This is a genomic window from Pseudomonas sp. B21-040, assembly GCF_024748695.1.
Lineage (GTDB): Bacteria > Pseudomonadota > Gammaproteobacteria > Pseudomonadales > Pseudomonadaceae > Aquipseudomonas.
This window is the reverse complement of sequence record NZ_CP087176.1, coordinates 6492756-6515901: the sequence shown is the minus strand read 5'-3', so window position 1 is coordinate 6515901 and position 23146 is coordinate 6492756. Positions and strand designations below refer to the sequence as shown.

At 60.6% G+C, this 23146-nt stretch carries 23 protein-coding genes and 1 pseudogene; 6 read left to right on the top strand and 18 right to left on the bottom strand.

Annotation, left to right across the window (positions count from 1 at the left end; genetic code table 11):
• Nucleotides 1-86 precede the first annotated feature (86 nt).
• The gene (locus LOY55_RS29935) at nucleotides 87-467 is read right to left on the bottom strand and encodes a DUF6124 family protein (RefSeq protein WP_109785771.1); all 381 of its coding nucleotides are present in this window, start codon (nucleotides 465-467) and stop codon (nucleotides 87-89) included.
• A gap of 483 nt (nucleotides 468-950) precedes the next feature.
• Between LOY55_RS29935 and LOY55_RS29930 the strand changes: the two genes are divergently transcribed.
• A complete protein-coding gene (locus LOY55_RS29930) occupies nucleotides 951-1340 on the top strand; it encodes a helicase (protein WP_077431027.1) in 390 nt (129 codons plus the stop codon).
• A 188-nt stretch (nucleotides 1341-1528) separates the two neighbouring features.
• Here LOY55_RS29930 and LOY55_RS29925 read toward each other — a convergent pair whose 3' ends face one another.
• The 6 genes from LOY55_RS29925 to exbB all read right to left on the bottom strand — a co-directional run bounded on the left by LOY55_RS29925 (nucleotide 1529) and on the right by exbB (nucleotide 8442).
• Nucleotides 1529-2929, bottom strand: a complete 1401-nt coding sequence (locus LOY55_RS29925; protein WP_223523044.1) for an aminoacyl-tRNA deacylase and HDOD domain-containing protein — start codon at nucleotides 2927-2929, stop codon at nucleotides 1529-1531.
• Nucleotides 2930-3007: 78 nt separating this feature from the next.
• Nucleotides 3008-5083, bottom strand: coding sequence for an ATP-dependent DNA helicase RecG (gene recG / locus LOY55_RS29920; RefSeq protein WP_223523042.1), 2076 nt, complete (start codon nucleotides 5081-5083; stop codon nucleotides 3008-3010).
• A 9-nt stretch (nucleotides 5084-5092) separates the two neighbouring features.
• Nucleotides 5093-6022: a hydrogen peroxide-inducible genes activator gene (locus LOY55_RS29915; RefSeq protein WP_077431029.1), complete on the bottom strand. Its 930-nt coding sequence runs from the start codon at nucleotides 6020-6022 to the stop codon at nucleotides 5093-5095.
• A 270-nt stretch (nucleotides 6023-6292) separates the two neighbouring features.
• The gene (locus LOY55_RS29910) at nucleotides 6293-7042 is read right to left on the bottom strand and encodes an energy transducer TonB (RefSeq protein ID WP_077431030.1); all 750 of its coding nucleotides are present in this window, start codon (nucleotides 7040-7042) and stop codon (nucleotides 6293-6295) included.
• Nucleotides 7039-7467 carry a TonB system transport protein ExbD gene (exbD, locus tag LOY55_RS29905; RefSeq protein ID WP_046030695.1) on the bottom strand — a complete coding sequence of 143 codons (429 nt, stop codon included), beginning with the start codon at nucleotides 7465-7467 and terminating at the stop codon, nucleotides 7039-7041. Before exbD ends, LOY55_RS29910 begins: the two co-directional genes overlap by 4 nt.
• Nucleotides 7468-7473: 6 nt before the next feature.
• Nucleotides 7474-8442, bottom strand: coding sequence for a tonB-system energizer ExbB (gene exbB / locus LOY55_RS29900; RefSeq protein WP_109785745.1), 969 nt, complete (start codon nucleotides 8440-8442; stop codon nucleotides 7474-7476).
• A gap of 190 nt (nucleotides 8443-8632) precedes the next feature.
• Here exbB and LOY55_RS29895 point away from each other — a divergent pair, with 190 nt between their 5' ends.
• Complete coding sequence (locus LOY55_RS29895) at nucleotides 8633-9490, top strand: SDR family oxidoreductase (RefSeq protein ID WP_223523040.1); 858 nt, start codon at nucleotides 8633-8635, stop codon at nucleotides 9488-9490.
• A gap of 130 nt (nucleotides 9491-9620) precedes the next feature.
• On the opposite strand, the gene LOY55_RS29890 is transcribed toward LOY55_RS29895, so the two are convergent.
• The 6 genes from LOY55_RS29890 to LOY55_RS29865 all read right to left on the bottom strand — a co-directional run bounded on the left by LOY55_RS29890 (nucleotide 9621) and on the right by LOY55_RS29865 (nucleotide 14913).
• Nucleotides 9621-10361: a hypothetical protein gene (locus LOY55_RS29890; RefSeq protein WP_046030692.1), complete on the bottom strand. Its 741-nt coding sequence runs from the start codon at nucleotides 10359-10361 to the stop codon at nucleotides 9621-9623.
• A 56-nt stretch (nucleotides 10362-10417) separates the two neighbouring features.
• Nucleotides 10418-10798: a RidA family protein gene (locus LOY55_RS29885; RefSeq protein WP_003229509.1), complete on the bottom strand. Its 381-nt coding sequence runs from the start codon at nucleotides 10796-10798 to the stop codon at nucleotides 10418-10420.
• A gap of 25 nt (nucleotides 10799-10823) precedes the next feature.
• The gene (spoT, locus tag LOY55_RS29880) at nucleotides 10824-12929 is read right to left on the bottom strand and encodes a bifunctional GTP diphosphokinase/guanosine-3',5'-bis pyrophosphate 3'-pyrophosphohydrolase (RefSeq protein ID WP_017341489.1); all 2106 of its coding nucleotides are present in this window, start codon (nucleotides 12927-12929) and stop codon (nucleotides 10824-10826) included.
• A gap of 56 nt (nucleotides 12930-12985) precedes the next feature.
• On the bottom strand, nucleotides 12986-13249 hold the full coding sequence (gene rpoZ, locus LOY55_RS29875; RefSeq protein WP_003177259.1) for a DNA-directed RNA polymerase subunit omega: 264 nt from the start codon (nucleotides 13247-13249) through the stop codon (nucleotides 12986-12988).
• Nucleotides 13250-13416: 167 nt separating this feature from the next.
• Nucleotides 13417-14037 carry a guanylate kinase gene (gene gmk / locus LOY55_RS29870; RefSeq protein ID WP_046030688.1) on the bottom strand — a complete coding sequence of 207 codons (621 nt, stop codon included), beginning with the start codon at nucleotides 14035-14037 and terminating at the stop codon, nucleotides 13417-13419.
• A 12-nt stretch (nucleotides 14038-14049) separates the two neighbouring features.
• Nucleotides 14050-14913 (bottom strand): YicC/YloC family endoribonuclease, encoded by an 864-nt coding sequence (locus tag LOY55_RS29865; protein ID WP_109785743.1) that lies wholly within the window; start codon nucleotides 14911-14913, stop codon nucleotides 14050-14052.
• A gap of 268 nt (nucleotides 14914-15181) precedes the next feature.
• Between LOY55_RS29865 and rph the strand changes: the two genes are divergently transcribed.
• Nucleotides 15182-15904 carry a ribonuclease PH gene (gene rph, locus LOY55_RS29860; protein WP_223523039.1) on the top strand — a complete coding sequence of 241 codons (723 nt, stop codon included), beginning with the start codon at nucleotides 15182-15184 and terminating at the stop codon, nucleotides 15902-15904.
• 29 nt (nucleotides 15905-15933) lie between these two features.
• On the top strand, nucleotides 15934-16302 hold the full coding sequence (locus tag LOY55_RS29855) for a DUF4870 domain-containing protein (protein WP_109785742.1): 369 nt from the start codon (nucleotides 15934-15936) through the stop codon (nucleotides 16300-16302).
• A gap of 72 nt (nucleotides 16303-16374) precedes the next feature.
• Here the strand turns inward: LOY55_RS29855 and LOY55_RS29850 are convergent, their stop codons facing one another.
• Nucleotides 16375-17154: an exodeoxyribonuclease III gene (locus LOY55_RS29850; RefSeq protein ID WP_003176915.1), complete on the bottom strand. Its 780-nt coding sequence runs from the start codon at nucleotides 17152-17154 to the stop codon at nucleotides 16375-16377.
• 82 nt (nucleotides 17155-17236) lie between these two features.
• Between LOY55_RS29850 and pyrE the strand changes: the two genes are divergently transcribed.
• The gene (gene pyrE / locus LOY55_RS29845) at nucleotides 17237-17881 is read left to right on the top strand and encodes an orotate phosphoribosyltransferase (RefSeq protein ID WP_046030683.1); all 645 of its coding nucleotides are present in this window, start codon (nucleotides 17237-17239) and stop codon (nucleotides 17879-17881) included.
• Between the two features lie 168 nt (nucleotides 17882-18049).
• Here pyrE and argB read toward each other — a convergent pair whose 3' ends face one another.
• From argB to coaBC, 4 genes and pseudogenes are all read right to left on the bottom strand, one after another.
• A complete protein-coding gene (gene argB / locus LOY55_RS29840; protein WP_046030681.1) occupies nucleotides 18050-18955 on the bottom strand; it encodes an acetylglutamate kinase in 906 nt (301 codons plus the stop codon).
• A gap of 17 nt (nucleotides 18956-18972) precedes the next feature.
• Nucleotides 18973-20349 (bottom strand): annotated as a pseudogene (locus tag LOY55_RS29835) (phosphomannomutase/phosphoglucomutase); the annotation flags it as partial.
• 275 nt (nucleotides 20350-20624) lie between these two features.
• Nucleotides 20625-21080, bottom strand: coding sequence for a dUTP diphosphatase (gene dut, locus LOY55_RS29830; protein WP_046030675.1), 456 nt, complete (start codon nucleotides 21078-21080; stop codon nucleotides 20625-20627).
• Between the two features lie 5 nt (nucleotides 21081-21085).
• On the bottom strand, nucleotides 21086-22294 hold the full coding sequence (coaBC, locus tag LOY55_RS29825; protein ID WP_077431033.1) for a bifunctional phosphopantothenoylcysteine decarboxylase/phosphopantothenate--cysteine ligase CoaBC: 1209 nt from the start codon (nucleotides 22292-22294) through the stop codon (nucleotides 21086-21088).
• Between the two features lie 136 nt (nucleotides 22295-22430).
• On the opposite strand from coaBC, the gene radC reads away from it, so the two are divergent.
• Nucleotides 22431-23105 carry a RadC family protein gene (gene radC, locus LOY55_RS29820; protein WP_046030672.1) on the top strand — a complete coding sequence of 225 codons (675 nt, stop codon included), beginning with the start codon at nucleotides 22431-22433 and terminating at the stop codon, nucleotides 23103-23105.
• Nucleotides 23106-23146 lie beyond the last annotated feature (41 nt).

Genomic DNA, 23146 nt, shown 5'->3' with positions numbered 1-23146 from the left:
GTAGTATCAACACTTCATCTCGGAGTACAAATATTACTGATGCATTTGAATGAAGAAGGGGACGTAAAGTCCCCTTCATATTTTTGCTACACCTTCCCTCGATGCACCGCCGGATTCGACGAATCAATATGATCCAGCGCTCGCTCCACCAACAACCGAACCCCATCCGACATTCTGCTGATCGCCAGTGCTACGGAGCGCAGCGTGCCTTCCACATCGTCGGCCAGGTTGGCGGCGATGGCGCTGATGGATAGCAGGTCTTCCGAGGCGTTGGCCAGGAGGGCTTCGGTGTCGATGTCGGGGGAGACGGTGAAGAGGTTGCCTTTGCGAGGCTTGGGCTTCTCGGGCGGTGGGGCGAAATGGTGGTTGAGGGCGCGTTCGGCGGCTTCGTGGAGTTTCTTCGAATCGAGGGATTCGTAGGGGGATGTGTCTTCGTGTTCTGGTGGATTCGGTGTTGGCTTGATCAAAGGTATAAATCCCGTAATTAAGGAGCCGACACCGTTTCGCTTGCACTTCGAAAGAGGTGGCAGCTGTGCATAGGTGTGCAAGACCGGCGGGATTCCCGGCAGACCCGAAGGTCTCCCATACACAACTGCCATAACGGTTCGCGAGCATAGAAAAATGCTCGATGAATTGCCATAACCATTGTGTATCCCGCCGGACTTGCACGTCCGTATCACCGATTTTGCGGCGACCAACAAAGACTATCGGCCGAGCGCAAAGCTGCCTAGTTCACGAACACCCCCGCGTGTTGAAGGAAACTTCCGATAGCGTCGAGCGTAGAAACACCAAATCTTCCACGCTTTTAAACACACACGTTTCGTCAATGACTTGGTAGTCATCAGCGTCAAAAAGCGCGTCATCTTCTTCTAACGCAACGCGATGCTGTCGTTATCGTCCGAAGCCGCTACACTGCGCCGGCCGTTCATTTTTCTCTTGAGGCTGTGCGCATGAAATTTCGTTTTCTTCTGTGGATGCTGGGTTTGTTGATGGGTAAGGCCAGCCGGACTAATCCTGCGTTTCAGCAGCAGTTGGGTGACAAGGAATTGGTGTTTCAGCTACAGACCCAGGACGGGAAGGTGGCGCGGCATTTCTTTGTGAAGGACCAGCGGATTACCAGCAAATCGGGTGTGTATGCCGAGCCGGCGTTTGCGATTGCGTTTAAAGATGCGGCGTATGGCTTTGCCACGATGCAGGCGAAGAACAAGCAGTTGGCGTTTATGACGGGGATTCAGGACAAGTCGATTCAGATCAAAGGGAATCCGGCGTTGGTGATGTGGTTTCAGGGGTTGACCAAGTATTTGAAGCCTAGGAAGGCTAAAGCCAAGGCGAAGGCTTGAGTGTTGGGTTGGGGCTGTGACGCAGAGCGTCACGGGATGCGTTACCACGCAGAGCGTGGGAACGATCAAGAGTTGAGTGTTTGACCCTGTGGTGATTCAGTTGGATCGGCGGGGGATTCATCGCGGGCAAGCCCGCTCCCACAGGGATCACCTCAATCCTGTGGGAGCGGGCTTGCCCGCGATTGTTTTTAGGTCTGGCTGAATTGCGAAGCCAGTTCGCGCAACAGCACTTCAGCCTCAAGCACTTTGGTGACGACGTCGTTGGCTTTTTCGCGGCTCAGGCCGACGCGTTCGAGCAGGGCGTCGGGGATGTCTTCATCCGGGCCGGAGCCGATGCCGCGGCCGCGTAGCAGGCGCACGGACAGGCAGACGAGGTTCGGGTATTCGGCATAGTCGCCGTCGTAGTGCGGGTCGTGTTGGAAGCGCAGGGCGGTGGCCAGTTCTTCGGGCATGTCCCAGTAGCGCATCAGCCATGAGCCGATCTGTTCGCGGCTGATGCCCAGCAGGTGTTGCTCGACGTAGCTGTGGCACAGGTGCTGGTTGACTTCCAGGTGGCGGCAGATCAGCGAGAAGTGCGGCGGGAAGACGTGGGCCAGCAGCAGGTAGCCAAAGTTGTGCAGCAGGCCGGCGAGGTAGGTCAGGCCGGCTTCCGGGCGCTGGGCGCGCGGCATGGCACGGGTCAGGCCTTCGATGACGGCGGCGGTGTAGATCGACTGCTGCCAGTACGGCGTGGCGTGTTGCGGGTGGTCTTTGGGCAGGCTCAGGGTTTTGCCCAGGGCCAGGCCCAGCGCGAGGTTGATCACCAGGTCGAAACCCAGGACCCGCACAATCGCGTCTTCCACCGAACGAATCTTGCCCGGCGAGGCGTAGTACGGCGACGCGGCCCAGCTGACGACTTGTGCCGCCAGCGCCGGGTCGGTTTCGACGACGCCGGTGATGTCGTCGATGGTGGCGTTGGGGTCGACGCGCAGCTTGATGATTTTCTGCGCGGTCTCGGCCAGCGGCGGAATCTCGATGGTCTCTTCCAGGCGTTGCTGGATGCGTCGTGCGGTGAACACTTGAACGGCCTGGGTGATTTCCTTGCGGTCATCGTCGGGGCGGTCGAGGTTGGGGCGGATGCTGGTCAGGTTCTCGCCGAAGTTGGCGGCGCTGGCCTTGGTCAGCATGGTCTTGAAATCTTCGCTGGTGATTTCCAGCAGCAGGCCCGGCTCGCCCGAGTTGATCAGCAACTTCGGTTCGCGCAGCAGGCTTTCTTCGTACAGGCACGGCGAACTGGTCAGCGCCGGCAGACCGGGCAGCAGGCTGAGGCTGTGTTTGCCGAGCATCTTCACCAGGCGTTCGGTGGGCACGGCAGTGAGGCGGCGGCCGGTCAGTTCGGCGAGGCGATTGAGGTCCAGCAATTGGCTTTGCGGGAACAGCACCATCAGCGCGCCAACGGCGTCATCCAGCAACACGGCTTGTACTTTGCGCGAGGCGTTCAGGCCGTGGTGGTCCAGCACTTCTTCGTAGGCAATCCCCAATTTGCCCAGCAGCAACCGAATAACAGACGGAGCGTGCAGGGGTTCTGGGGCGAGGGCAGCTTCAGTCATGGTCTGTATCCGTATTCAAACAATCGCAGGAGTATAACCAGCTTGTTTAAAAGCATCGTCCACAAACTGCGACGGTGCTCACACTTGGCCGTATTGCTGCCCATGGCGCAGCCAGCGGTCGAGCAACGGGCTGACGTGGGTCGGCCAACGCTCCAGCAATGCCTGGGCGGCGTCGCGCACGGCGGGCAACAGATCGGCGTCGCGCATCAGGTCGGCGACCTTGAATTGCAGCAGGCCGGTCTGGCGGGTGCCGAGCATTTCGCCGGGGCCGCGCAGTTCGAGATCTTTTTCGGCGATGACAAAACCGTCGTTGGTTTCACGCATGATACCGAGGCGCTGACGGCCGATCTGTGACAGCGGCGGATGGTAGAGCAGCACGCAATGGCTGGCGGCGCTGCCCCGACCGACACGGCCACGCAACTGGTGCAGTTGCGCGAGGCCAAGGCGCTCGGGGTTTTCAATAATCATCAGGCTGGCGTTGGGCACGTCGACGCCAACTTCAATCACGGTAGTGGCGACCAGCAGTTGCAGGTTGCCGGCCTTGAACTCGGCCATCACGGCGGCTTTTTCCACCGGCTTCATGCGGCCGTGGATCAGCCCGACCTTCAACTCGCCGAGTGCGGCGGTGAGGTCTTCGTAAGTGGTTTCGGCGGCCTGACAGGTCAGCTCTTCCGACTCTTCAATCAGCGTGCACACCCAATAGGCCTGACGCCCTTCAGCACAGGCGCCGCGTACGCGTTCGATGACTTCAACGCGTCGGGTGTCGGTGATCAGCACGGTGTTGACCGGCGTTCGACCGGGCGGCAGTTCGTCGAGGATCGAGGTGTCGAGGTCGGCGTAGGCGCTCATGGCCAGCGTACGGGGGATCGGTGTGGCGGTCATGATCAACTGATGCGGGCACATCCGCCCGCCGACGCCTTTCTGCCGCAACGCCAGGCGCTGCTGCACGCCGAAGCGGTGTTGTTCGTCGATGATCACCAGCGCGAGGTTCTTGAACTGCACTTCGTCCTGGAACAGCGCGTGGGTGCCGACCACCATCGGTGTGCCGCCAGCGATTTGTTCCAGCGCAGCGACGCGGTTCTTGCCCTTGAGCTTGCCGGCCAGCCACGCGACTTCAATGCCCAGCGGTTCGAGCCAGCGCTTGAAGGTGATGAAGTGCTGCTCGGCGAGGATTTCGGTGGGTGCCATCAATGCGACTTGATAACCGGCTTCCAACGCCTGAAGCGCGGCGAGGGCGGCGACCACGGTTTTGCCCGCGCCGACGTCGCCCTGAATCAGGCGCAGCATCGGTTCGTGCTGGCTCAGGTCGTAAGCGATTTCGTTGCCGACCCGTTGCTGTGCGCCGGTCGGTGCGAAACCCAGATTGGCCAGGTACTTGGCCGGCAGCGTCGTGGCTTTCGGCATGGCGGGCGCGCGCAGGGAACGCATGCTCTCGCGCAACCGCTGCTGGGACAGTTGATGGGTCAGCAGTTCTTCGAAGGCCAGACGGTGCTGCGCCCAGTGATGACCGAGGGCGAGTTCGTCGACGTCGGCATCGGCGGGCGGGTGATGCAGGTAGCGGATTGCGTCGGCCAGCGGCGCGAGTTGATAGTCCCGCGCCAGTTCGGTTGGCAGCCAGTCGGGCAGGCTGGTCGGGCCGAGCATTGTCAGGGTTTGCATGCACAGTTGGCGCAAACGCTGTTGGGTCAGGCCTTCGGTGAGCGGATACACCGGGGTCAGGGTTTCATCCACCGGCGGCGGTTCGTCGCCGGTAATGGCGCGGTATTCCGGGTGGTAGATTTCCAGCCCCGAGGCACCGGGCCGGGCTTCGCCGTAGCAGCGAATCCGCGTGCCGCGTTTGAGGCCTTCTTTCTGTGCGTTGCTGAAATGGTAGAAGCGCAGGCTGAGCCCGCCGGTGCCGTCCTGCAGGCGTACAACGAGACTGCGGCGACGGCCCATGACCACGTCGGCGCCGCTGACGGTGCCTTCGATCACGGCGTCTTGCCCCGGTCGCAAATGGCCGATCGGGACCACACGGGTGCGGTCCTGATAGCGCAGGGGCAGGTGAAACAGCACGTCCTGAAGATTCTCCAGGCCGACCTTGGCCAGCTTCTCGGCCATGGCCTCGCCGACACCCTTGAGTGCCGTCACCGACACTTGCGACAACTCGGTCATGACAGCAACTTACGCCGCCACCACCGGCACGGACGGCTTGGCCACCGAGCACAGGCGAATGGAGTCAGCGAGGATTTCAATCGCCTTCGGGCGCGGGAAGCTGGCGCGCCAGGCGATGGCCACGGTGCGGAACGGCACCGGCGGCGTCAGTGGACGCACTTCGATCACGCCGGGGGCGTAGTGATGGCTATCGACGGCCGACAGCGGCAGGATCGAGATGCCGAGGCCGGACGCGACCATGTGGCGGATGGTTTCCAGGGAGCTGGATTCCACCGTGGTGTGCTTGGCGCCGTCGTTGCCTTTGGTCAGGGTCGGGCAGGCTTCCAGTACCTGATCGCGGAAGCAGTGGCCTTCGCCGAGCAGCAGCAGGCTCTTGTCGTTGAGCAGGCTGGCGTCGATGGAGTCTTTTTGTGTCCACGGGTGCTGGGCCGGCATCAGGACGTAGAACGGTTCGTCGTAGAGCGGCAGGGTCAGCACGTCGGCTTCGTTGAACGGCAGGGCGATGATGATCGCGTCGAGCTCGCCGTTGCGCAGTTTGTCGCGCAGCACGTGGGTGAAGTTTTCTTCGATGTACAACGGCATCTGCGGGGCGACCCGGTGCAGTTGCGGAATCAGGTGCGGGAACAGGTACGGGCCGACAGTGTAGATGGCGCCGACTTTCAGCGGGGCGGTCAGCTGGTTTTTGCCGGCCTGGGCCAGTTCGCGGATGCCTTGGGCTTGTTCCAGGACTTTCTGCGCCTGGGCCACGATGCCTTCGCCGACCGGGGTCAGGCGCACGGCACTCTTGCTGCGCTCGAAAATCAGCACACCGAGTTCGTCTTCAAGCTTTTTCACGCCCACCGACAGGGTCGGCTGGCTGACGTGGCAACGCTCGGCCGCGTGGCCGAAGTGCTGCTCTTGGGCGAGGGTAACGATGTAGCGTAATTCTGTGAGAGTCATAGCAAGCGTCCATGAAGTTGCGCGCCAAGCATAACGGCTGCAATCGATAGACGCACGTTATCAGAGTGAGTGTGTTGAGTGACACCGGGTAATGCAGGTTTGCCGCTGGCAGATACGCAAAAGGCACCTTTCGGGTGCCTTTGCTGGCTGTTGCATAACCGTGTAGGAGCCGAGCTTGCTCGCGATGAGGCGATAACATTCAGCATCATCGTTGACAGCTATACCGCTATCGCGAGCAAGCTCGGCTCCTACAAGGAATTTGCGTTTGGCTTAACGGCGGCGTTTTTCCAGCGAGTACAGGAACGGTGCCGTGATTTCGATGGTGCCGTTGGTGAGCATGTCGGCCGGTGGCTTGGGCAGCGGTTGGGCGCGGCGGATCATTTCCAGGGTCGCCCGGTCCAGATCGGCAGTGCCGGAGCGGCCCACCAGCTCGAACGACAACACGTTGCCTTCACCATCCACGACGAAGCGCAGACGGTTGGTGCCTTCCTTGCCCCGCTGCTGCGCACTGGCCGGGTACTTTTTGTACTTGCCCAGGTGAGCAAGCAAAGTGCCTTCCCAGCTGGCTTTGGCAGCCTGCTGTGCGGGCGATGGACCCGGTGCCGGTTGTGCGGATTTCTCGGTCGGTGCCTGGGTCGGCTGCGCGTCGCTCGGTTTTTCCTCGGACGGTTTTTCCTTCGGCGGCTCCGGCTTTTTCTCCACAGGCTTGGGCGGTTGCGGCTTGGGCTTGGGTTTGACCGGCTTGGGCACGGCAATCTCGGCCTTCGGCGCTTCAGCGAGCTTCGGGATCGGCAGTTCTTCCACCGGGGCCGGTGGCTGTGGCGGTGTGACGACCTTGGGCGGTGCAGGCGGTGGCGGTGCCGGGACCGGTGCCAACTCGACCAGCATTGCCTGCGGCGGCAATTGGATCGGCGGGCGCGACGTCCAGTTCAGCGCCAGCGCGATGGCCAGTGCGTGAACGCCCAGCACCACGGCCAGGCTACCGCTGTAACGCGTCAGCTTATGGCGCGTCGTGGTCATTTCTTGACTGCCGACTCAAGCCCGACCAGACCTACCTTCAGGTAACCGGCTGAACGCAGGTTGTCCATCACGCTCATCAGGTCGCCGTAATCCACGCCTTTATCGGCCTGGAAGAAGATCGTCGTGTCTTTCTTGCCCTTGGTCTTGGCGTCGAGTGTGGCGCCGAGTGCCTCGGCCTTCACTTCGTCTTCGCCGAGGAACAGGCGCTGGTCAGCCTTGACGCTCAGGAATACCGGCTTCTCCGGCCGTGGCGCTGGCTTGGCGGTGGAGGCGGGCAGGTCAACCTTGATGTCCACGGTGGCCAGCGGCGCTGCCACCATGAAGATGATCAACAGCACCAGCATCACGTCGATAAACGGCGTGACGTTGATTTCGTGGTTCTCGGCCAGATCGTCGTCTGCGCCTTCTTTCAAATGCAAGCCCATGGCTGATTACCCTACTTTGACCATGTGCGGTTGCGTGGAACGCTCGGTGGTCGGCAGGTGATCGAGGTCACGGCTGACCAGCAGCAGGACTTCAGCCGAGGCATCGGACACTTGGGCCTTGTAACCGGCGATGGAGCGGGCGAAGACGTTGTAGATGACAACGGCCGGGATCGCGGCAACCAGGCCCAGCGCGGTCGCCAGCAGGGCTTCGGCGATGCCGGGAGCCACAACAGCGAGGTTGGTGGTCTGGGTTTTGGCGATGCCGATGAAGCTGTTCATGATGCCCCATACGGTGCCGAACAGACCCACGAACGGCGCGGTGGAACCGATGGTGGCGAGGACGCCGGTGCCGCTGCTCATGTTGCGACCACAGGCGGCCACCAGGCGCTCAAGACGGAAGGCAACACGTTCCTTGATGCCTTCTTTCTCGCGGCTGTTGACCGACAGGCGCATTTCTTCCAGGGCGTCGTGGACCAGCAGGTTGGCGAGGGTGCCTTCCTTGGTCGCCGAAGCGCTGGCTTCTCTGAGCGTGGTGGCTTTTTTCAGGTGGACGATTTCGGTGCGCAGACGACGCTTGGCGCCTATCAGCTCCAGACCCTTGGCGATCCAGATCGTCCAGGTGATGATCGAGGCAATGGCCAGGCCGATCATCACGATTTTCACGATGATGTCGGCGTTCTGGTACATGCCCCATGGCGACAGGTCGTGGGCCATGCCCAGGGTGTTGTCGGCTTCGAGTACTTCAGGAACGTCTGCAGCGTCAACAGCCTGAACCGGATCGGTCGCGGCAGGAGCGGCGGCCGGGGCTGCGTGATCGGCTGGCGCGGGTGCTACGGCGGCGGCCGGAGTGGCTGGCACTTGTGCATCAGCGAAGGCGGCGGTCGGCGCCAGCATCACGCTCAGCAACAGAGCGGCCACTGCACTCCAGGCGCGAGGGCGTTTGGTTGGCGAAGCGGGGAATTGATTGCGTGTCATGCTGGCCGGACCTGAGAGAATAAAGACGGTGAGTGTTCTTCCAGGCCTCGAGGGGCCGAGAACAAAAGTGGCGTGCATTATTGCAAGTAATTCTTGTTAACAAAAGTAATAGAGTCTCTTTTTTTCCTGCATTGCTAGCCGCTCGTCCTGTACCGGCGGTAGTCTGTGGCTTTCCGATGGGAGTTTTCTGATGTCCGCACCCTCTGTTCTGATCGCCGGTTGCGGTGATGTCGGCAGCCGCTTGGCCACCCAACTGCTGGTTTCGGGGTGGGAGGTTCACGGCTTGCGGCGTGATGTCTCGCGCTTGCCCGAGGGTGTGATTGGCGTGGCCGGCGACTTGTTCAACAAGGATTGCCCCGCGACCTGGCCAATCGGTGCGGTGGATTACCTGGTGTATTGCGCGGCTGCGACCGATCACGATGAAGCCGGTTACCGCGCCGCTTATGTCCAGGGTTTGAAGCATGTTCTGGAGTGGCTGGACGACTATGGGCAGGCACCTAAACGCCTGTTGTTCGTATCCAGCAGCAGTGTGTACGGCCAGCAGCAAGGTGAATGGATCGATGAGACTTCGCCAGCCGCGGCGGTCGGCTATTCCGGGCAGGTGATGCTTGAAGCCGAGCAAGTGGCCCTGAACAGTGGCATCCCGGCCAGTATCGTGCGCTTGACCGGCATCTACGGCCCGGGCCGTGAATGGTTGCTGACTCAGGTTCGCCGCGGTTATCGCGTGGTGACCGAGCCGCCGTTGTACGCCAATCGCATCCATGCCGACGATGCGGCAGGGCTGCTGGCGTGTCTGCTTGAAGCGGACCACCGCGGCGTGGTGCTGGATGAAGTGTACATCGGCGTCGACGATGCGCCGGCAGCGCTGGCGGATGTGGTGGGCTGGTTGCGCGAATATCTGGGCGTTACCGAATGGGCAGAAGACGCCAGCGTGCGCCGCACCGGCAGCAAGCGTTGCAGCAACGCCCGGGCGAAGGCGTTGGGCTGGACGCCGAAGTATCCGAGTTATCGCGAGGGTTATGCCGCGATCCTTGAGGGCCAGGGCTAACGCCACATACAACTGTGGGAGCGGGCTTGCCCGCGATGGCGGCGTAACAGTCAACCTGGATGTTGAATGTTATGACCTCATCGCGGGCAAGCCCGCTCCCACAGGGTTATCTTTTGGCTTCAGATCCGGGTTACTGCTTTTCCAGCACCCACTTGCGATCACCCGGCGTGAACGAAGGCATCTCGTCCGCCTGTGCCGCGTTCATCGTCTGGAAAATCTCCAGTTCGTCACCCTTGCGGGCGAAGATCCAGGTATTGCCCTGACCGTTCAGCTGCAACCAGATGTTGTCGTTGCCGCCGCTCATCGACGCGCAATCACCGGCCAGGCACAGGGCATAGCGGTCTGCGCCGGGCAGGCCGGCAACCTGGCCGTCCGCCTGGAATTGCACGGTATTGCCTTCGCCGGGGCCGCTGACGATTTTCCAGCTGCCGCCCATGTAGGCCGAGTACAGCGAACGTTCGAAGCTCGCACCAATCGGTGCGCCCTCCGGAACCTGAATCTGCGCGCGGTCGAAGACTTGCGCAGGCTCATTGTCACTGGCGATCTGGCTCAGTCGCTTGCCGTCACGCTTCAGCTCGCTGGCGGAGCTGCCATAAAAGTCGACTTTCCAGGCGCCGGACTGTTCGCCCAGCAGCTTGCCTTCGACATTTTCAAATCCGTTGGTGTAGCGGGCCTGTCCGGCCTTGGTGTTGATGTCCCATTCCAGGTTCGGACCATAGGCCTGGAGCGCTTCACGCAGGGGGCCGCCTTTGGCTGCAGCGTCGATCGCCACCTGATTGATCCAGGTGCCGCTGACGTCACGGTCGGCAGGGTTGCTGGCACAACCGCCCAAGAGTAGGGCGACCAGCGAGAGAGCTAGCGCTTGGCGCATGGTGGAATCCTTTCAAAACAAGATCGGCGCAGCCTTTTGGGGCTGCGCCGTGCGTATTACTCGATGACCAGAATGGCGTCCATCTCAACCTGCGAACCCTTTGGCAGGGCAGCTACGCCGATGGCGGCGCGAGCAGGGTAAGGCTGGTCAAAGTACTTGCCCATGATCTCGTTGACCTTGGCGAAGTGGCTCAGGTCGGTGAGGAAGATGTTCAGTTTGACGATGTCCTTGAACGAACCGCCAGCCGCTTCGGCCACGGCCTTGAGGTTCTCGAACACCTGGACGGTCTGGGCTTCGAAGCCTTCAACCAGTTCCATGGTTTTTGGGTCCAGAGGAATTTGACCCGACATGTAAACAGTGTTGCCAGCCTTGATCGCCTGGGAGTATGTACCGATAGCGGCCGGGGCCTTGTCGCTGGTGATAACAGTCTTGGTCATGAATGACTCCTTGTAATAGTGGGCTTTACGCACGCATGCGGGTGATGCGGATCACCCCGGTCAAGGCACGCAGTTTCTTGATCACGCGGGCCAGATGCACGCGGTCGTGCACGCTGACTACCAGTTGGACCACGCTGATACGACCGTCGCGTTCGTCCATGCTGATTTTTTCTATGTTGCCGTCGGCCGCATTGACGCTGCTGGCCAGCAGCGCGATCAGGCCGCGCTGGTGTTCCAGTTCGACGCGCAACTCGACGTTGAATTCGCCGGTGACATCCTTGGCCCACGAGAGCTGGATGCATTTTTCCGGGTTGTGGCGGATTTCGCTGATGTTGCGGCAGTTGTCCAGGTGCACGACCATGCCTTTGCCCGCTGACAGGTGACCGACAATCGGGTCTCCCGGGATCGGTGTGCAGCACTTGGCGTAGCTGAGTACCAGACCTTCGGTGCCGCGAATCGCCAGCGGGCCTTCCGGGCTTGGCAGCTGCTCGCCTTCGCCAAGCAGGCGGCGGGCGACCACATAAGCCATGCGATTGCCCAGGCCGATGTCTTCGAGCAGGTCTTCGATCAGTTCGAGGCGGTACTCGGTGAGCATCGCCTTGACGCGCTCGGCCGCAACTTTTTCCAGCGAGCTGTCGAAGCCGTTCAAGACTTTGTTCAGCAGGCGTTCGCCCAGGCTGATGGATTCGGAGCGGCGTTGCAGTTTCAGCGCATGGCGGATGTGCGTGCGCGCCTTGCCGGTGACTACAAAGTTGAGCCATGCCGGGTTCGGACGTGCGCCGGGGGCGCTGACGATCTCGACCGTGGAGCCGCTTTGCAGCGGTTCGGACAGCGGTGCGAGACGACGATTGATCCGACAGGCGATGCAGCTGTTGCCCACGTCGGTATGCACCGCGTAAGCGAAGTCGACCGCCGTGGAGCCTTTGGGCAGCTCCATGATCCGGCCTTTGGGCGTGAACACGTAGACCTCGTCCGGGAACAGGTCGATCTTCACGCTTTCGATGAATTCCAGCGAGTTGCCGGCGCGTTGCTGCATTTCGAGCACGCCTTTGACCCACTGGCGGGCGCGGGCATGCGTGCCTTTTGGCTGTTCGTCGCCGCTGGATTTGTACAGCCAATGGGCGGCGATGCCGTTGTTGGCCATCTCTTCCATTTCACGGGTGCGGATCTGGATCTCGATCGGTACACCGTGCATGCCGAACAGCGTGGTGTGCAGCGACTGGTAGCCGTTGGCCTTGGGGATTGCGATGTAATCCTTGAAGCGCCCCGGCAACGGCTTGTACAAATTATGCACAGCACCCAACACGCGGTAGCAGGTGTCGACCTTGTCGACGATGATCCGGAACGCGTAGACGTCCATGATCTCGTTGAAGGCCCGACGCTTGCCGCGCATTTTCTTGTAGATGCCGTAGAGGTGTTTCTGGCGACCGCTGACCTCGCCCTGAATGCCGTCGATGGCCAGGCAGTGGCTGAGGGACTCTTCGATCTTGTTGACGATTTCCTTGCGGTTGCCCCGGGCGCGTTTGACCGCCTGGTTGATCCGCGCGGAACGCATCGGGTGCATGGCCTTGAAGCCGAGGTCTTCGAATTCTATGCGGATGGCGTGCATGCCCAGCCGGTTGGCGATGGGCGCATAGATTTCCAGGGTTTCCTTGGCGATCCGTCGGCGTTTTTCGCCGGACAGCACTTCCAGGGTCCGCATGTTGTGCAGGCGGTCGGCCAGTTTGACCAGGATCACGCGAATATCGCGCGCCATGGCCATCGCCATTTTCTGGAAGTTTTCGGCCTGGGCTTCGGCTTTGGTCTCGAAGTTCATCTGGGTCAGTTTGCTGACCCCGTCGACCAGTTCGGCCACGGTTTCGCCGAACTGCGCTTGCAGCGCTTCCTTGGCAATACCGGTGTCTTCGATCACGTCATGCAGCATGGCCGCCATCAAGCTCTGATGGTCCATGTGCATGTCGGCAAGAATATTCGCCACTGCAAGAGGATGCGTGACGTACGCCTCACCGCTACGGCGGCGTTGACCGTCGTGGGCCTGTTCGGCGTAGAAGTACGCTCGGCGGACCAGGTTGACCTGGTCCTTGCCGAGATAGGTCGATAAGCGATCGGCGAGGGCGTCTATGCTCGGCATGATAATTCCTGCCGTTCGCTGTGACCCCGCGCCGTGCTACGTCGACCAGGCATGGCTTAGACGGCCTCGTTGGACTCGTCCTCGAACGCTGCGAACAGCGGTTCGTCTTCGACGATTTCAGCGTTGGCGATGAACTCGTAGCTCATCAGGCCTTCCGCGATTTCGCGCAGGGCTACAACGGTAGGCTTGTCGTTTTCCCACTGAACCAGGGGCTCTTTGCCGCCGGTGGCCAGTTGACGGGCACGCTTGGTAGAGAGCATGACCAGCTCAAAGCGGTTTTCCACGTGTTCTAGGCAGTCTTCAACGGTTACGCGGGCCATGGTATTCCTCGGAGCGAATGCAATATGCGCGCTGCCCGGTTGGGCGAGCGGACTCAACAGTTTAAAAAATCACCAGCGATTAGGGAAGCGCTGATTTTTTGACCAGACCCTTCAACGCGCTGCAAGTGCCAATGTAAAGCCCTTGCAGCGGTTTTGGGAAGAGCTGATTAGCCGAGCAATTCGGCCAAAAGTTTTCCGTTACGCTGCTGCTGACGCTTCTGATGCAGCTGATTGGCACGGAAAATCGCCTTCAGATCATGCAGTGCGTGAGCGAAATCGTCGTTGATGATCAGGTAGTCGTAGTCGACATAGTGGCTCATCTCGCTGACGGCTTCGCGCATCCGGCCGTCGATGATCTCGTCACTGTCCTGGCCACGGTTGGTCAGCCGCTGGTGCAAGGCTTGAAGCGACGGCGGCAGAATGAAGATCGAACGCGCCTGAGGCATCAGCTTGCGCACCTGCTCGGCACCTTGCCAGTCGATTTCCAGAATCAGGTCGTGGCCTGCGTCCAGGGTCTGTTGCAGGTGGCTTTGCGAGGTGCCATAGAGGTTGCCGAACACTTCGGCGCGCTCCAGGAAGTCCCCGTGCTCGATCATCTTCACGAACTCTTCGCGCGTGACGAAGTTGTAGTTCACGCCATTCACTTCACCGGGACGCATGGCGCGGGTGGTGTGGGAGACCGAGACGCGGATCTCTTGATCATCGTCGGTCAGGGCCTTGACCAGACTGCTCTTGCCCGCGCCCGAAGGCGCGGAAATGATGTACAGGGTGCCGGTGCTGTGGGTCATGTCGGGGTTGCCTTACTCAATATTCTGCACTTGTTCACGCATCTGCTCGATCAACACTTTGAGGTTGACCGCAGCCTGGGTGCTGCGCGGGTCGAAGGCTTTGGAGCCCAGTGTGTTGGCTTCGCGGTTGAGTTCCTGCATCAGGAAGTCCAGGCGCCGTCCAGCAGCGCCACCGGATTTGAGGACCCGGCGAACTTCGATGATGTGAGTGCTCAGGCGATCCAGTTCTTCGGCCACATCGCTCTTTTGCGCGAGCAGGACCATTTCCTGCTCCAGTCGCTGCGGGTCCAGATCGGCCTTCATGTCGGCGAAGCGGTCGAGGACTTTCTGGCGCTGTGTGGCAAGCATCTGCGGGACCAGTTCGCGCAGGGTGACGACGTCTTCTTCAATGGCGGTCAGGCGATCGTTGATCAGCCGTGCCAACTCCGCGCCTTCGCGTTCGCGACCGGCCTTGAGTTCTTTCAGGCCTTCGTTGAACAGCGCCAGCGCTTCGGCATTCAGGGCTTGCGGGTCGGCGGCGTCGCCTACCAGCACGCCTGGCCAGGCCAGCACTTCCAGCGGGTTGAGCGGCGCAGGATTTTTGATCAGGCTGGCAATCGTCTCGGCGGCGGCGACCAGTTGTGCGGCGCGCTCGCGGTCCACTTGCAGGGGTTTGTCGGTGTTTTCTTCGGTGAAGCGCAGGGTGCATTCAAGCTTGCCCCGGGAGATTCCCTGGCGCAGGGCTTCGCGGACCGCACCTTCGAGGTCGCGAAACGATTCCGGCAGGCGCAAGTGCGGCTCCAGGTAGCGGCTGTTGACCGAGCGCAGTTCCCAGCTCAGGGTGCCTTGGGTGCCGGCTTTTTCAACGCGGGCGAAGGCGGTCATGCTGTGCACCATGGAGGTACCTCGCAAGTCGGGTCGATGCATTACCAAAGGTGTCGCAGACCCGATATCTGTGAATTAAAGCCGACAGGCAGCAAAGGCGCAGGATTGTAGCGCAGTGGGGCGGATGCGCCCAAACACACGCTGTGACAAAAGGCGGCAGGCCGTCGGTAAAGCGCTGTTCAGGGCCTTCGGTCGTCGGCCAGATTTTTTAGAAGTGCCCAGTCGTGGCCGACGGCTCTATAATGCTCCGCAGTTTTCCGTCCCCGTACAGGTATTCCCTATGAAACGTCCAAGTGGTCGCGTTGCCGATCAGCTCCGCTCGATCCGCATTGCCCGCAACTACACCAAACACGCCGAGGGTTCTGTACTGGTCGAGTTCGGTGACACCAAAGTCATCTGCACCGTCAGCGTCGAAAACGGCGTGCCGCGTTTCCTCAAAGGTCAGGGCCAAGGCTGGTTGACCGCCGAGTACGGCATGCTGCCGCGCGCCACCGGCGAGCGTAACCAGCGTGAAGCGAGCCGTGGCAAGCAAGGCGGCCGTACCCTGGAAATCCAGCGTTTGATCGGTCGTTCCCTGCGCGCGGCGCTGGACATGTCCAAGCTGGGCGACGTGACCCTGTATGTCGACTGCGACGTGATCCAGGCTGACGGCGGCACCCGTACCGCGTCCATCACCGGTGCCATGGTTGCGCTGGTCGATGCCTTGAAAGTGATCAAGAAGCGCGGCGGCCTGAAAGGCGGCGACCCGCTCAAGCAAATGATCGCTGCCGTTTCGGTGGGTATGTATCAGGGCGAACCAGTGCTCGACCTCGACTACCTGGAAGACTCGGCTGCCGAGACCGACCTCAACGTGGTGATGACCAGTACTGGCGGTTTCATCGAAGTTCAGGGCACTGCCGAAGGCGCACCGTTCCAGCCTGAAGAGCTGAACGCTATGCTGGAACTGGCGAAGAAAGGCATGAACGAGATCTTCGAACTGCAGAAGGCTGCACTGGCCGACTGATTGGACCCGCACCAGACAAGGAGGACGGTATGAGTGACGAGCAACAGCTGCTTCCCACGCCGAGCAAAGAAGTTCGGCAGTGGGCAATGTTTTGTCACTTGTCCGCCTTGCTGGGGATCTGGATTCCGTTCGGCACGCTGATCGGCCCGCTGATTCTCTGGCAGATGAAACGAGAGATGGACCCCTTCGTCGATGCACAGGGCAAGGAGGCGCTGAACTTTCAGATCACCGTCGCCATTGCGTCCACTGTCTGTTTCCTGTTGATGGTGGTGATCGTAGGGTTCTTCCTGTTCGGTCTGGTGGCGATTGGCGCGTTGGTGCTGACGATTATTGCGGGTGTGAAGGCTAACGAAGGGTTTCCCTATCGTTACCCATTTACCTGGCGGTTGATCAAGTAAGCCATCGCACAAATCGTTGCCCACAAAAAAGCCGACAGTGATGTCGGCTTTTTTGCATCTGCGAATCGACGCTTAGATAGTCAGCGTCCAGTCGTAGTCCACGATCAGCGGTGCATGCTGCGAGAACCGTGGCTGACGTGGCAGGCGTGCGCTGCGAACAAAGCGGCGCAGGCCCGGGGTCAGCAACTGGTAGTCGAAACGCCAGCCCAGGTTGAGCATCTCAGCCTGCTCGTTATCTGGCCACCAGCTGTACTGGTCACCTTCACGGCTGACTTCGCGCAGGGCATCGACATAACCCATATTGCCGACAATCTCGTCCATCCAGGCACGCTCAGGTGCCAGGAATCCCGGGGATTGCTGGCTGTCGCGCCAGTTCTTGATATCCAGCTTTTGTTGCGCCACGTACAGCGAGCCACAGTAAATGTACTCGCGACGTTTGCGCCGCTGTTTATCCAGATAACGGGCGAAATCGTCCATTAGCTTGAACTTCTGGTTCAAGTCTTCATCGCCGTTCTGCCCCGAAGGGAGCAGCAAGGTCGCGATGCTGACCTTGTCGAAATCGGCTTGCAGGTAACGCCCGTAGCGGTCGGCTGTCTCGAAGCCCAGGCCGCTGATGACTGCCTTCGGTTGCAACCGCGAATACAAAGCCACGCCACCTTGGGCGGGGACTTCGGCATCGCAGGCATAAAGGAAGTAGCCATCCAGTTGGAAGGCTGGATCGTCCAGTTCAAAGGCGGAGGCGCGGGTGTCCTGCAGGCAGATGACGTCGGCATTCTGTGCTTGCAGCCAACTGAGCAAACCACGCTCGACTGCAGCCTGAATACCATTGACGTTCACACTGATGATCCGCATAAATGGCCCCAAAAATCGCGTGCGTGTATGATACACGGCGTCAACCTAATTAGCTAAATCCGTGGTATTTGGGGTTTTTTGCATGCAAGCGTATCAGCGCGATTTCATTCGTTTTGCCATCGATCGCGGCGTTTTGCGCTTCGGTGAGTTCACCCTGAAGTCCGGGCGTACCAGTCCTTACTTCTTCAATGCCGGCCTGTTCAACTCGGGTTCGGCACTTGCACAGCTGGGTCGCTTCTACGCGGCAGCCATCGTCGAGAGCGGCATTTCGTTCGACGTGCTGTTTGGCCCGGCCTACAAAGGCATCCCGTTGGCGGCGACCACTGCGGTGGCCCTGGCTGAGCATCATGACCGTGATCTGCCATGGTGCTTCAATCGCAAAGAAGCCAAGGCCCACGGCGAAGGCGGTAGCCTGGTCGGCGCACCGCTGACCGGCGATGTGTTGATCATCGATGACGTGATCACTGCAGGGACCGCGATTCGTGAGGTGATGCAGATCATCGCTTCCCAGGACGGCGCCAAGGCCAAGGGCGTGCTGATCGCCCTGAACCGTCAGGAGCGTGGCAACGGCGAGTTGTCGGCAATTCAGGAAGTCGAGCGTGACTTCGGTATCCCGGTCATCAGCATTGTGTCGCTGAACCAGGTGCTGGAATTCCTGGCAGACGATCCGCAGCTCAAGCAGCACCTGCCAGCCGTAGAAGCCTACCGCGCCCAATTCGGCGTCTGAGACGCCGATCTGTAGGAGCATGGCTTGCCCACGATTGATACGCCGTGGTGTCTCTGATGCACCGCGTTATCGTTCATCGCGGGCAAGCCTTGCTCCTACAGGCATTGGTGGATAAAAAAAGACCCCGCTCAGCCAGGCTGAGCGGGGTCTTTTTGTATTCGCAATCGCTTAAGGGCGCTTGCGATTGCTGATCAAGGTGCCCACGCCGGTATCGGTGAAGATTTCCAGCAGGATCGCGTTAGGCACGCGACCATCGATGATCAGCGAGCTGCCCACGCCGCCTTGCACCGCTTCCAGCGCGCAACGGATTTTCGGCAGCATGCCGCCGTAGATGGTGCCGTCGGCGATCAGGTCATCGACCTGTTGGGTGGTCAGGCCGGTCAGGACCGTCCCCGATTTGTCCATCAGGCCAGCGATGTTGGTCAGCAGCATCAGCTTTTCAGCTTTCAGTGCTTCGGCAACTTTACCGGCCACCAGGTCAGCGTTGATGTTGTACGACTCACCGTTGGCGCCGACGCCAATCGGCGCGATCACCGGGATGAAGTCACCTTTGACCAGCAGGTTCAGCAGGTCAGTGTTGATGCCGACCACTTCGCCGACGTGGCCGATGTCGATGATTTCCGGCTGGGTCATCTCTGGGGTCTGGCGGGTGACGGTGAGCTTCTTCGCACGAATCAGCTCGGCGTCTTTACCGGTCAGGCCGATGGCGCTGCCGCCGTGACGGTTGATCAGGTTGACGATGTCCTTGTTGACCTGGCCGCCCAACACCATTTCCACCACGTCCATGGTCGCGGCGTCGGTGACGCGCATGCCATCGACAAAGTGGCTCTCGATCGACAGGCGCTTGAGCAGGTCGCCGATTTGCGGGCCGCCACCGTGAACCACCACCGGGTTGATACCCACAGCTTTCATCAACACGATGTCGCGGGCGAAGCCGGTTTTCAGCTCCTCGCTTTCCATCGCGTTACCGCCGTATTTGATCACCAGTGTCTTGCCGACATAGCGGCGAATATAAGGCAGCGCTTCGGACAGGACCTTGGCGGTGTTGGCGGCGGCTTCGCGTTCGAGGGTCATTCAGGGCTCCGGGTGAATCAGAACGGTAGTTGGAGATCAGGTGCAACACGCTTCAACTGGACATGGAAGACGTCCTTGATGCGCTGCAATTCAGCCTCGTCATCGGCCTCGAAGCGCAACACCAGCACCGGTGTGGTGTTGGATGCGCGCACCAGGCCCCAGCCTTTGGCGTAGTCGACTCGCACGCCGTCGATGGTGGTCAGGTTAGCGCCTTCGCCCCACGTCGCATCGTGCAATGCATCAATGATGCTGAATTTGCTCTCTTCGGTCACATGGATATTGATTTCCGGCGTAGAAATATCGTTCGGGAAGGTCGCAAACAGCTCTTCGGCCGATGATTTTTCCTTGCTGAGGATCTCCAGCAACCGCGCGGCGCTGTAAATGCCGTCGTCGAAACCGAACCAGCGCTCCTTGAAGAAGATGTGCCCGCTCATTTCGCCGGCCAGCAGTGCGCCGGATTGTTTCATTTTCTTTTTGATCAGCGAGTGACCGGTCTTCCACATTAGCGGCCGACCACCGTATTCCTTGATCAGCGGAACCAGGCGGCGGGTGCATTTGACGTCGAAGATGATTTCCGCATCCGGGTTGCGCGCTACAACGTCGCGGGCGAACAGCATCAGCAGGCGGTCCGGGTAGACGATGCTGCCGGTGTTGGTCACCACGCCAACGCGGTCGCCATCGCCGTCGAAGGCCAGGCCCAGGTCGGCATTGGTTTCCTTGACCTTGGCGATCAGGTCCACGAGGTTTTCAGGCTTGCCCGGGTCCGGGTGGTGGTTGGGGAAGTTGCCGTCGACTTCGCAGAACAGCGGGATGACTTCGCAGTTCAGCGCTTCGATCAGTTGCGGGGCGATCACGCCGGCCGCGCCGTTGCCGCAGTCCACGACGACTTTCAGGCGGCGGGCCAGTTTGATGTCCTGGACGATTTCGGTGTTATAGCGGTCGAGAATGTCGACCTTGGTGACGCTGCCTTTGCCGCTGCTCAGGTTGTTGGTCTTGAGGCGGTCGTGCAGGGCCTGGATCTGTTCGTTGGCCAGCGTATCGCCGGCGATGACGATCTTGAAGCCGTTGTAGTTCGACGGGTTGTGGCTGCCGGTCAACATCACGCCGGACTTGCCCGCCAGCACGTTGGCGGCGTAATACAGCGCCGGCGTTGGTACCAGGCCAACGTCGCTGACCTGGCAGCCGGCGTCGACCAGCCCCTTGATCAGTTGCTCGACCAGTTCCGGGCCAGACAGGCGGCCGTCACGGCCAACCGAAACATTGGGTTCGTCCTGAGCCAGGCTTTGGGCGCCGATGGCACGGCCGAGCCAGTAGGCCGTTTCAGCATTCAGAAATTCCGGGACAGTGCCGCGGATATCGTAGGCGCGGAAAATGCTGTCGGGGAACTTGGGGGCGATGTGGGCTGGGCTGTTCATCTGTGGAAATGCTCCATCTCGAAAGTGGCTGGACAGACCGGCGAATCATTCGTCGGCAGGCTCAAACTGAAGGGTATGACGGTGTTTTCCACAGAGAGTTCGTGGTGCGAAAAGGCCATGCCAGTGACGTCAGCGGTGATTTGGCCGGCCAATGCCTTGATTTTCAGCGGTAAACCTTCCAGATGAATGTTCAACTTTCAGAGCAAATGGGGCGAGGGAGCAAGCCCCTCACCACACTGTTGCCTGTTTTTTGATCAGTGGCTACCGGAGTGACCGAAACCGCCCGTGCCGCGCTGGGTTTCGACGAATTCTTCGACCATCTCGAAATGCGCTTGCACCACAGGCACCAGAACCAGCTGGGCCAGACGCTCGCCAATGACCATGGTGAAATCGGTCTGGCCACGGTTCCAGCAGGACACCATCAATGGGCCCTGGTAATCGGAGTCGATCAAGCCGACCAGGTTACCCAGCACGATCCCGTGCTTATGGCCCAGGCCCGAGCGCGGCAGGATCAGCGCGGCCAGGCCCGGGTCGCCGATGTAAACCGACAGGCCGGTGGGGATCAGCACGGTTTCACCCGGTTTTATCACGATGTCTTTTTCCAGCATGGCGCGCAGGTCGAGGCCAGCGGAGCCGGGCGTGGCGTATTGCGGCAGCGGGAATTCAGTACCGATGCGAGGGTCGAGGATCTTGGCTTGCAAAGCGTGCATGTAAATTAAACCTGGTTCAGACGTTCGGCGATAAAAGTGATCAGCTGGCGAGCAATTTTGCTCTTGCTGGTCTGGGCGAAAAGTGTGGCGTGAAGCTCACGGTCGATCACGCTGCAGGCGTTTTCTTCGCTGTTGAAGCCAATGCTCGGGTTGGCGACGTCGTTGGCGACGATCAAATCGAGGTTTTTGTCTTTCAACTTGCGGGCAGCGTAATCGAGCAGGTGTTCGGTCTCGGCGGCAAAACCGACACTGAACGGGCGGTCGGGGCGTGTGGCGATGGTGGCCAGGATGTCCGGGTTGCGCACCATTTGTAGCAACAAGCCGTCGCCGTTCGTAGGGTCTTTCTTGAGTTTCTGTGGGGCGACCACTTCCGGACGGTAGTCCGCGACCGCTGCCGAGGCGATGAACAGGTCGCAAGGGATCGCGGCTTCGCACGCGGCGAGCATGTCGCGGGCACTGACTACGTCAATACGCGTAACGCGATCCGGCGTTGGCAGGTGCACCGGGCCGGTGATCAAGGTCACGCGGGCGCCGGCTTCCACCGCGGCTTCGGCCAGGGCAAAGCCCATTTTCCCGGAGCTGTGGTTGGTGATGTAGCGCACCGGGTCGATGTTTTCCTGGGTCGGACCGGCGGTGATCAGCACGTGTTTGCCAGTCAGCGCCTGGCGCTGGAAACAGTCCGCCGCGCACTGGGCAAGGTCGGTGGCTTCGAGCATACGGCCCAGGCCAACGTCGCCACAGGCCTGGCTGCCGGAGGCCGGGCCGAAGGTTTTGATGTCGCGGCTTTCGAGGATTTGCAGGTTGGCCTGGGTCGCCGGATCGCGCCACATGGCCTGGTTCATCGCCGGGGCAACGGCGACCACGGCGTCGGTGGCCAGCACCAGCGTGGTCAACAGGTCGTTGGCGATGCCTTGGGCCAGGCGCGCGATCAGGTCGGCGGTCGCCGGGGCGATCAGCACCAGGTCTGCCCATTTGGCCAGCTCGATGTGGCCCATCGCCGCTTCGGCTGCCGGGTCCAGCAGGTCCAGGTGCACAGGGTGCCCGGACAGGGCCTGCATGGTCAGCGGGGTGATGAACTCGGCACCGCCACGGGTCATGACCACGCGCACTTCGGCGCCCTGGTCCATCAGGCGGCGAACCAGGTCGGCGCTCTTGTAGGCAGCGATGCCGCCGCCGACGCCCAGAACGATGCGTTTCCGATACAGCCGCTGCATAGGTCTGCCTTTCATTTCGTTGATGACAGCAGGGCGATACCCCCTCCCCAGGAGTGAAATCGCCCGCAAAAAAGATGGGCTACGATATCACAGCGACCGCAATGGAACAGCGGCGCCCACAGACAGGGAAGGTGCTATGAGTATTCGTGATTGGCCGGCGGCGGAGCGGCCGCGGGAGAGGTTGTTGGAGTTGGGCTCGGCAAGTCTTTCGGACGCAGAGTTGCTGGCGATTTTTTTACGCACTGGCGTTTCAGGTAAAAGCGCGGTGGATCTGGCGCGACACCTGCTGAATCAGTTTGGCAGCCTGCGCTCATTGCTTGAGGCCGATCAGGTCGCCTTCAGCAGGCAATTGGGGCTCGGGCCAGCGAAATTCGCTCAGTTGCAAGCAGCGCAGGAGATGGGCCGGAGGCATTTGGCCGAGCGCGCACGTCAAAAGTCAGCGTTGGAGAACCCGCAGGCCGTTCGGGATTACCTGAAATCGATGCTGCGCCACGAGCCTCATGAGGTATTTGGCTGTCTGTTTCTGGATTCCAAGCATCAAGTGCTGACCTTTGAGGTGCTGTTTCGCGGCTCCATCGACAGCACCAGCGTCTACCCGAGGCAAGTGGTTAAGCGCGCGTTGGCCCACAACGCCGCAGCGTTGATCCTGTGCCACAACCATCCGTCGGGCAATCCTGATCCGAGTCAGGCAGATCGGCTGCTGACCAAACGCCTGCAAGAGGCATTGGATTTGATTGACGTGCGGGTGCTCGACCATTTCATCATCGGTGACGGCGAGCCGCTGTCGATGGCTGAGTACGGGTGGATGTAAGCGAGGGGGTCGAAGTTAAGTGAGTCCCTGTGGGAGCGGGC

What these genes read in the sequence shown, in the direction of transcription:
- coaBC (WP_077431033.1), bottom strand. Translation starts at nt 22,294, where the DNA reads ATGCAGCGGCTGTATCGGAAACGCATCGTTCTGGGCGTCGGCGGCGGC.
- recG (WP_223523042.1), bottom strand. Translation starts at nt 5,083, where the DNA reads ATGACCGAGTTGTCGCAAGTGTCGGTGACGGCACTCAAGGGTGTCGGC.
- LOY55_RS29885 (WP_003229509.1), bottom strand. Translation starts at nt 10,798, where the DNA reads ATGACCAAGACTGTTATCACCAGCGACAAGGCCCCGGCCGCTATCGGT.
- LOY55_RS29915 (WP_077431029.1), bottom strand. Translation starts at nt 6,022, where the DNA reads ATGACTCTCACAGAATTACGCTACATCGTTACCCTCGCCCAAGAGCAG.
- radC (WP_046030672.1), top strand. Translation starts at nt 22,431, where the DNA reads ATGAGTATTCGTGATTGGCCGGCGGCGGAGCGGCCGCGGGAGAGGTTG.
- LOY55_RS29895 (WP_223523040.1), top strand. Translation starts at nt 8,633, where the DNA reads ATGTCCGCACCCTCTGTTCTGATCGCCGGTTGCGGTGATGTCGGCAGC.
- LOY55_RS29865 (WP_109785743.1), bottom strand. Translation starts at nt 14,913, where the DNA reads ATGGTGCACAGCATGACCGCCTTCGCCCGCGTTGAAAAAGCCGGCACC.
- LOY55_RS29925 (WP_223523044.1), bottom strand. Translation starts at nt 2,929, where the DNA reads ATGACTGAAGCTGCCCTCGCCCCAGAACCCCTGCACGCTCCGTCTGTT.
- pyrE (WP_046030683.1), top strand. Translation starts at nt 17,237, where the DNA reads ATGCAAGCGTATCAGCGCGATTTCATTCGTTTTGCCATCGATCGCGGC.
- spoT (WP_017341489.1), bottom strand. Translation starts at nt 12,929, where the DNA reads ATGCCGAGCATAGACGCCCTCGCCGATCGCTTATCGACCTATCTCGGC.
- argB (WP_046030681.1), bottom strand. Translation starts at nt 18,955, where the DNA reads ATGACCCTCGAACGCGAAGCCGCCGCCAACACCGCCAAGGTCCTGTCC.
- LOY55_RS29910 (WP_077431030.1), bottom strand. Translation starts at nt 7,042, where the DNA reads ATGACCACGACGCGCCATAAGCTGACGCGTTACAGCGGTAGCCTGGCC.
- LOY55_RS29855 (WP_109785742.1), top strand. Translation starts at nt 15,934, where the DNA reads ATGAGTGACGAGCAACAGCTGCTTCCCACGCCGAGCAAAGAAGTTCGG.
- LOY55_RS29850 (WP_003176915.1), bottom strand. Translation starts at nt 17,154, where the DNA reads ATGCGGATCATCAGTGTGAACGTCAATGGTATTCAGGCTGCAGTCGAG.
- dut (WP_046030675.1), bottom strand. Translation starts at nt 21,080, where the DNA reads ATGCACGCTTTGCAAGCCAAGATCCTCGACCCTCGCATCGGTACTGAA.
- LOY55_RS29930 (WP_077431027.1), top strand. Translation starts at nt 951, where the DNA reads ATGAAATTTCGTTTTCTTCTGTGGATGCTGGGTTTGTTGATGGGTAAG.
- exbB (WP_109785745.1), bottom strand. Translation starts at nt 8,442, where the DNA reads ATGACACGCAATCAATTCCCCGCTTCGCCAACCAAACGCCCTCGCGCC.
- exbD (WP_046030695.1), bottom strand. Translation starts at nt 7,467, where the DNA reads ATGGGCTTGCATTTGAAAGAAGGCGCAGACGACGATCTGGCCGAGAAC.
- rpoZ (WP_003177259.1), bottom strand. Translation starts at nt 13,249, where the DNA reads ATGGCCCGCGTAACCGTTGAAGACTGCCTAGAACACGTGGAAAACCGC.
- gmk (WP_046030688.1), bottom strand. Translation starts at nt 14,037, where the DNA reads ATGACCCACAGCACCGGCACCCTGTACATCATTTCCGCGCCTTCGGGC.
- LOY55_RS29890 (WP_046030692.1), bottom strand. Translation starts at nt 10,361, where the DNA reads ATGCGCCAAGCGCTAGCTCTCTCGCTGGTCGCCCTACTCTTGGGCGGT.
- rph (WP_223523039.1), top strand. Translation starts at nt 15,182, where the DNA reads ATGAAACGTCCAAGTGGTCGCGTTGCCGATCAGCTCCGCTCGATCCGC.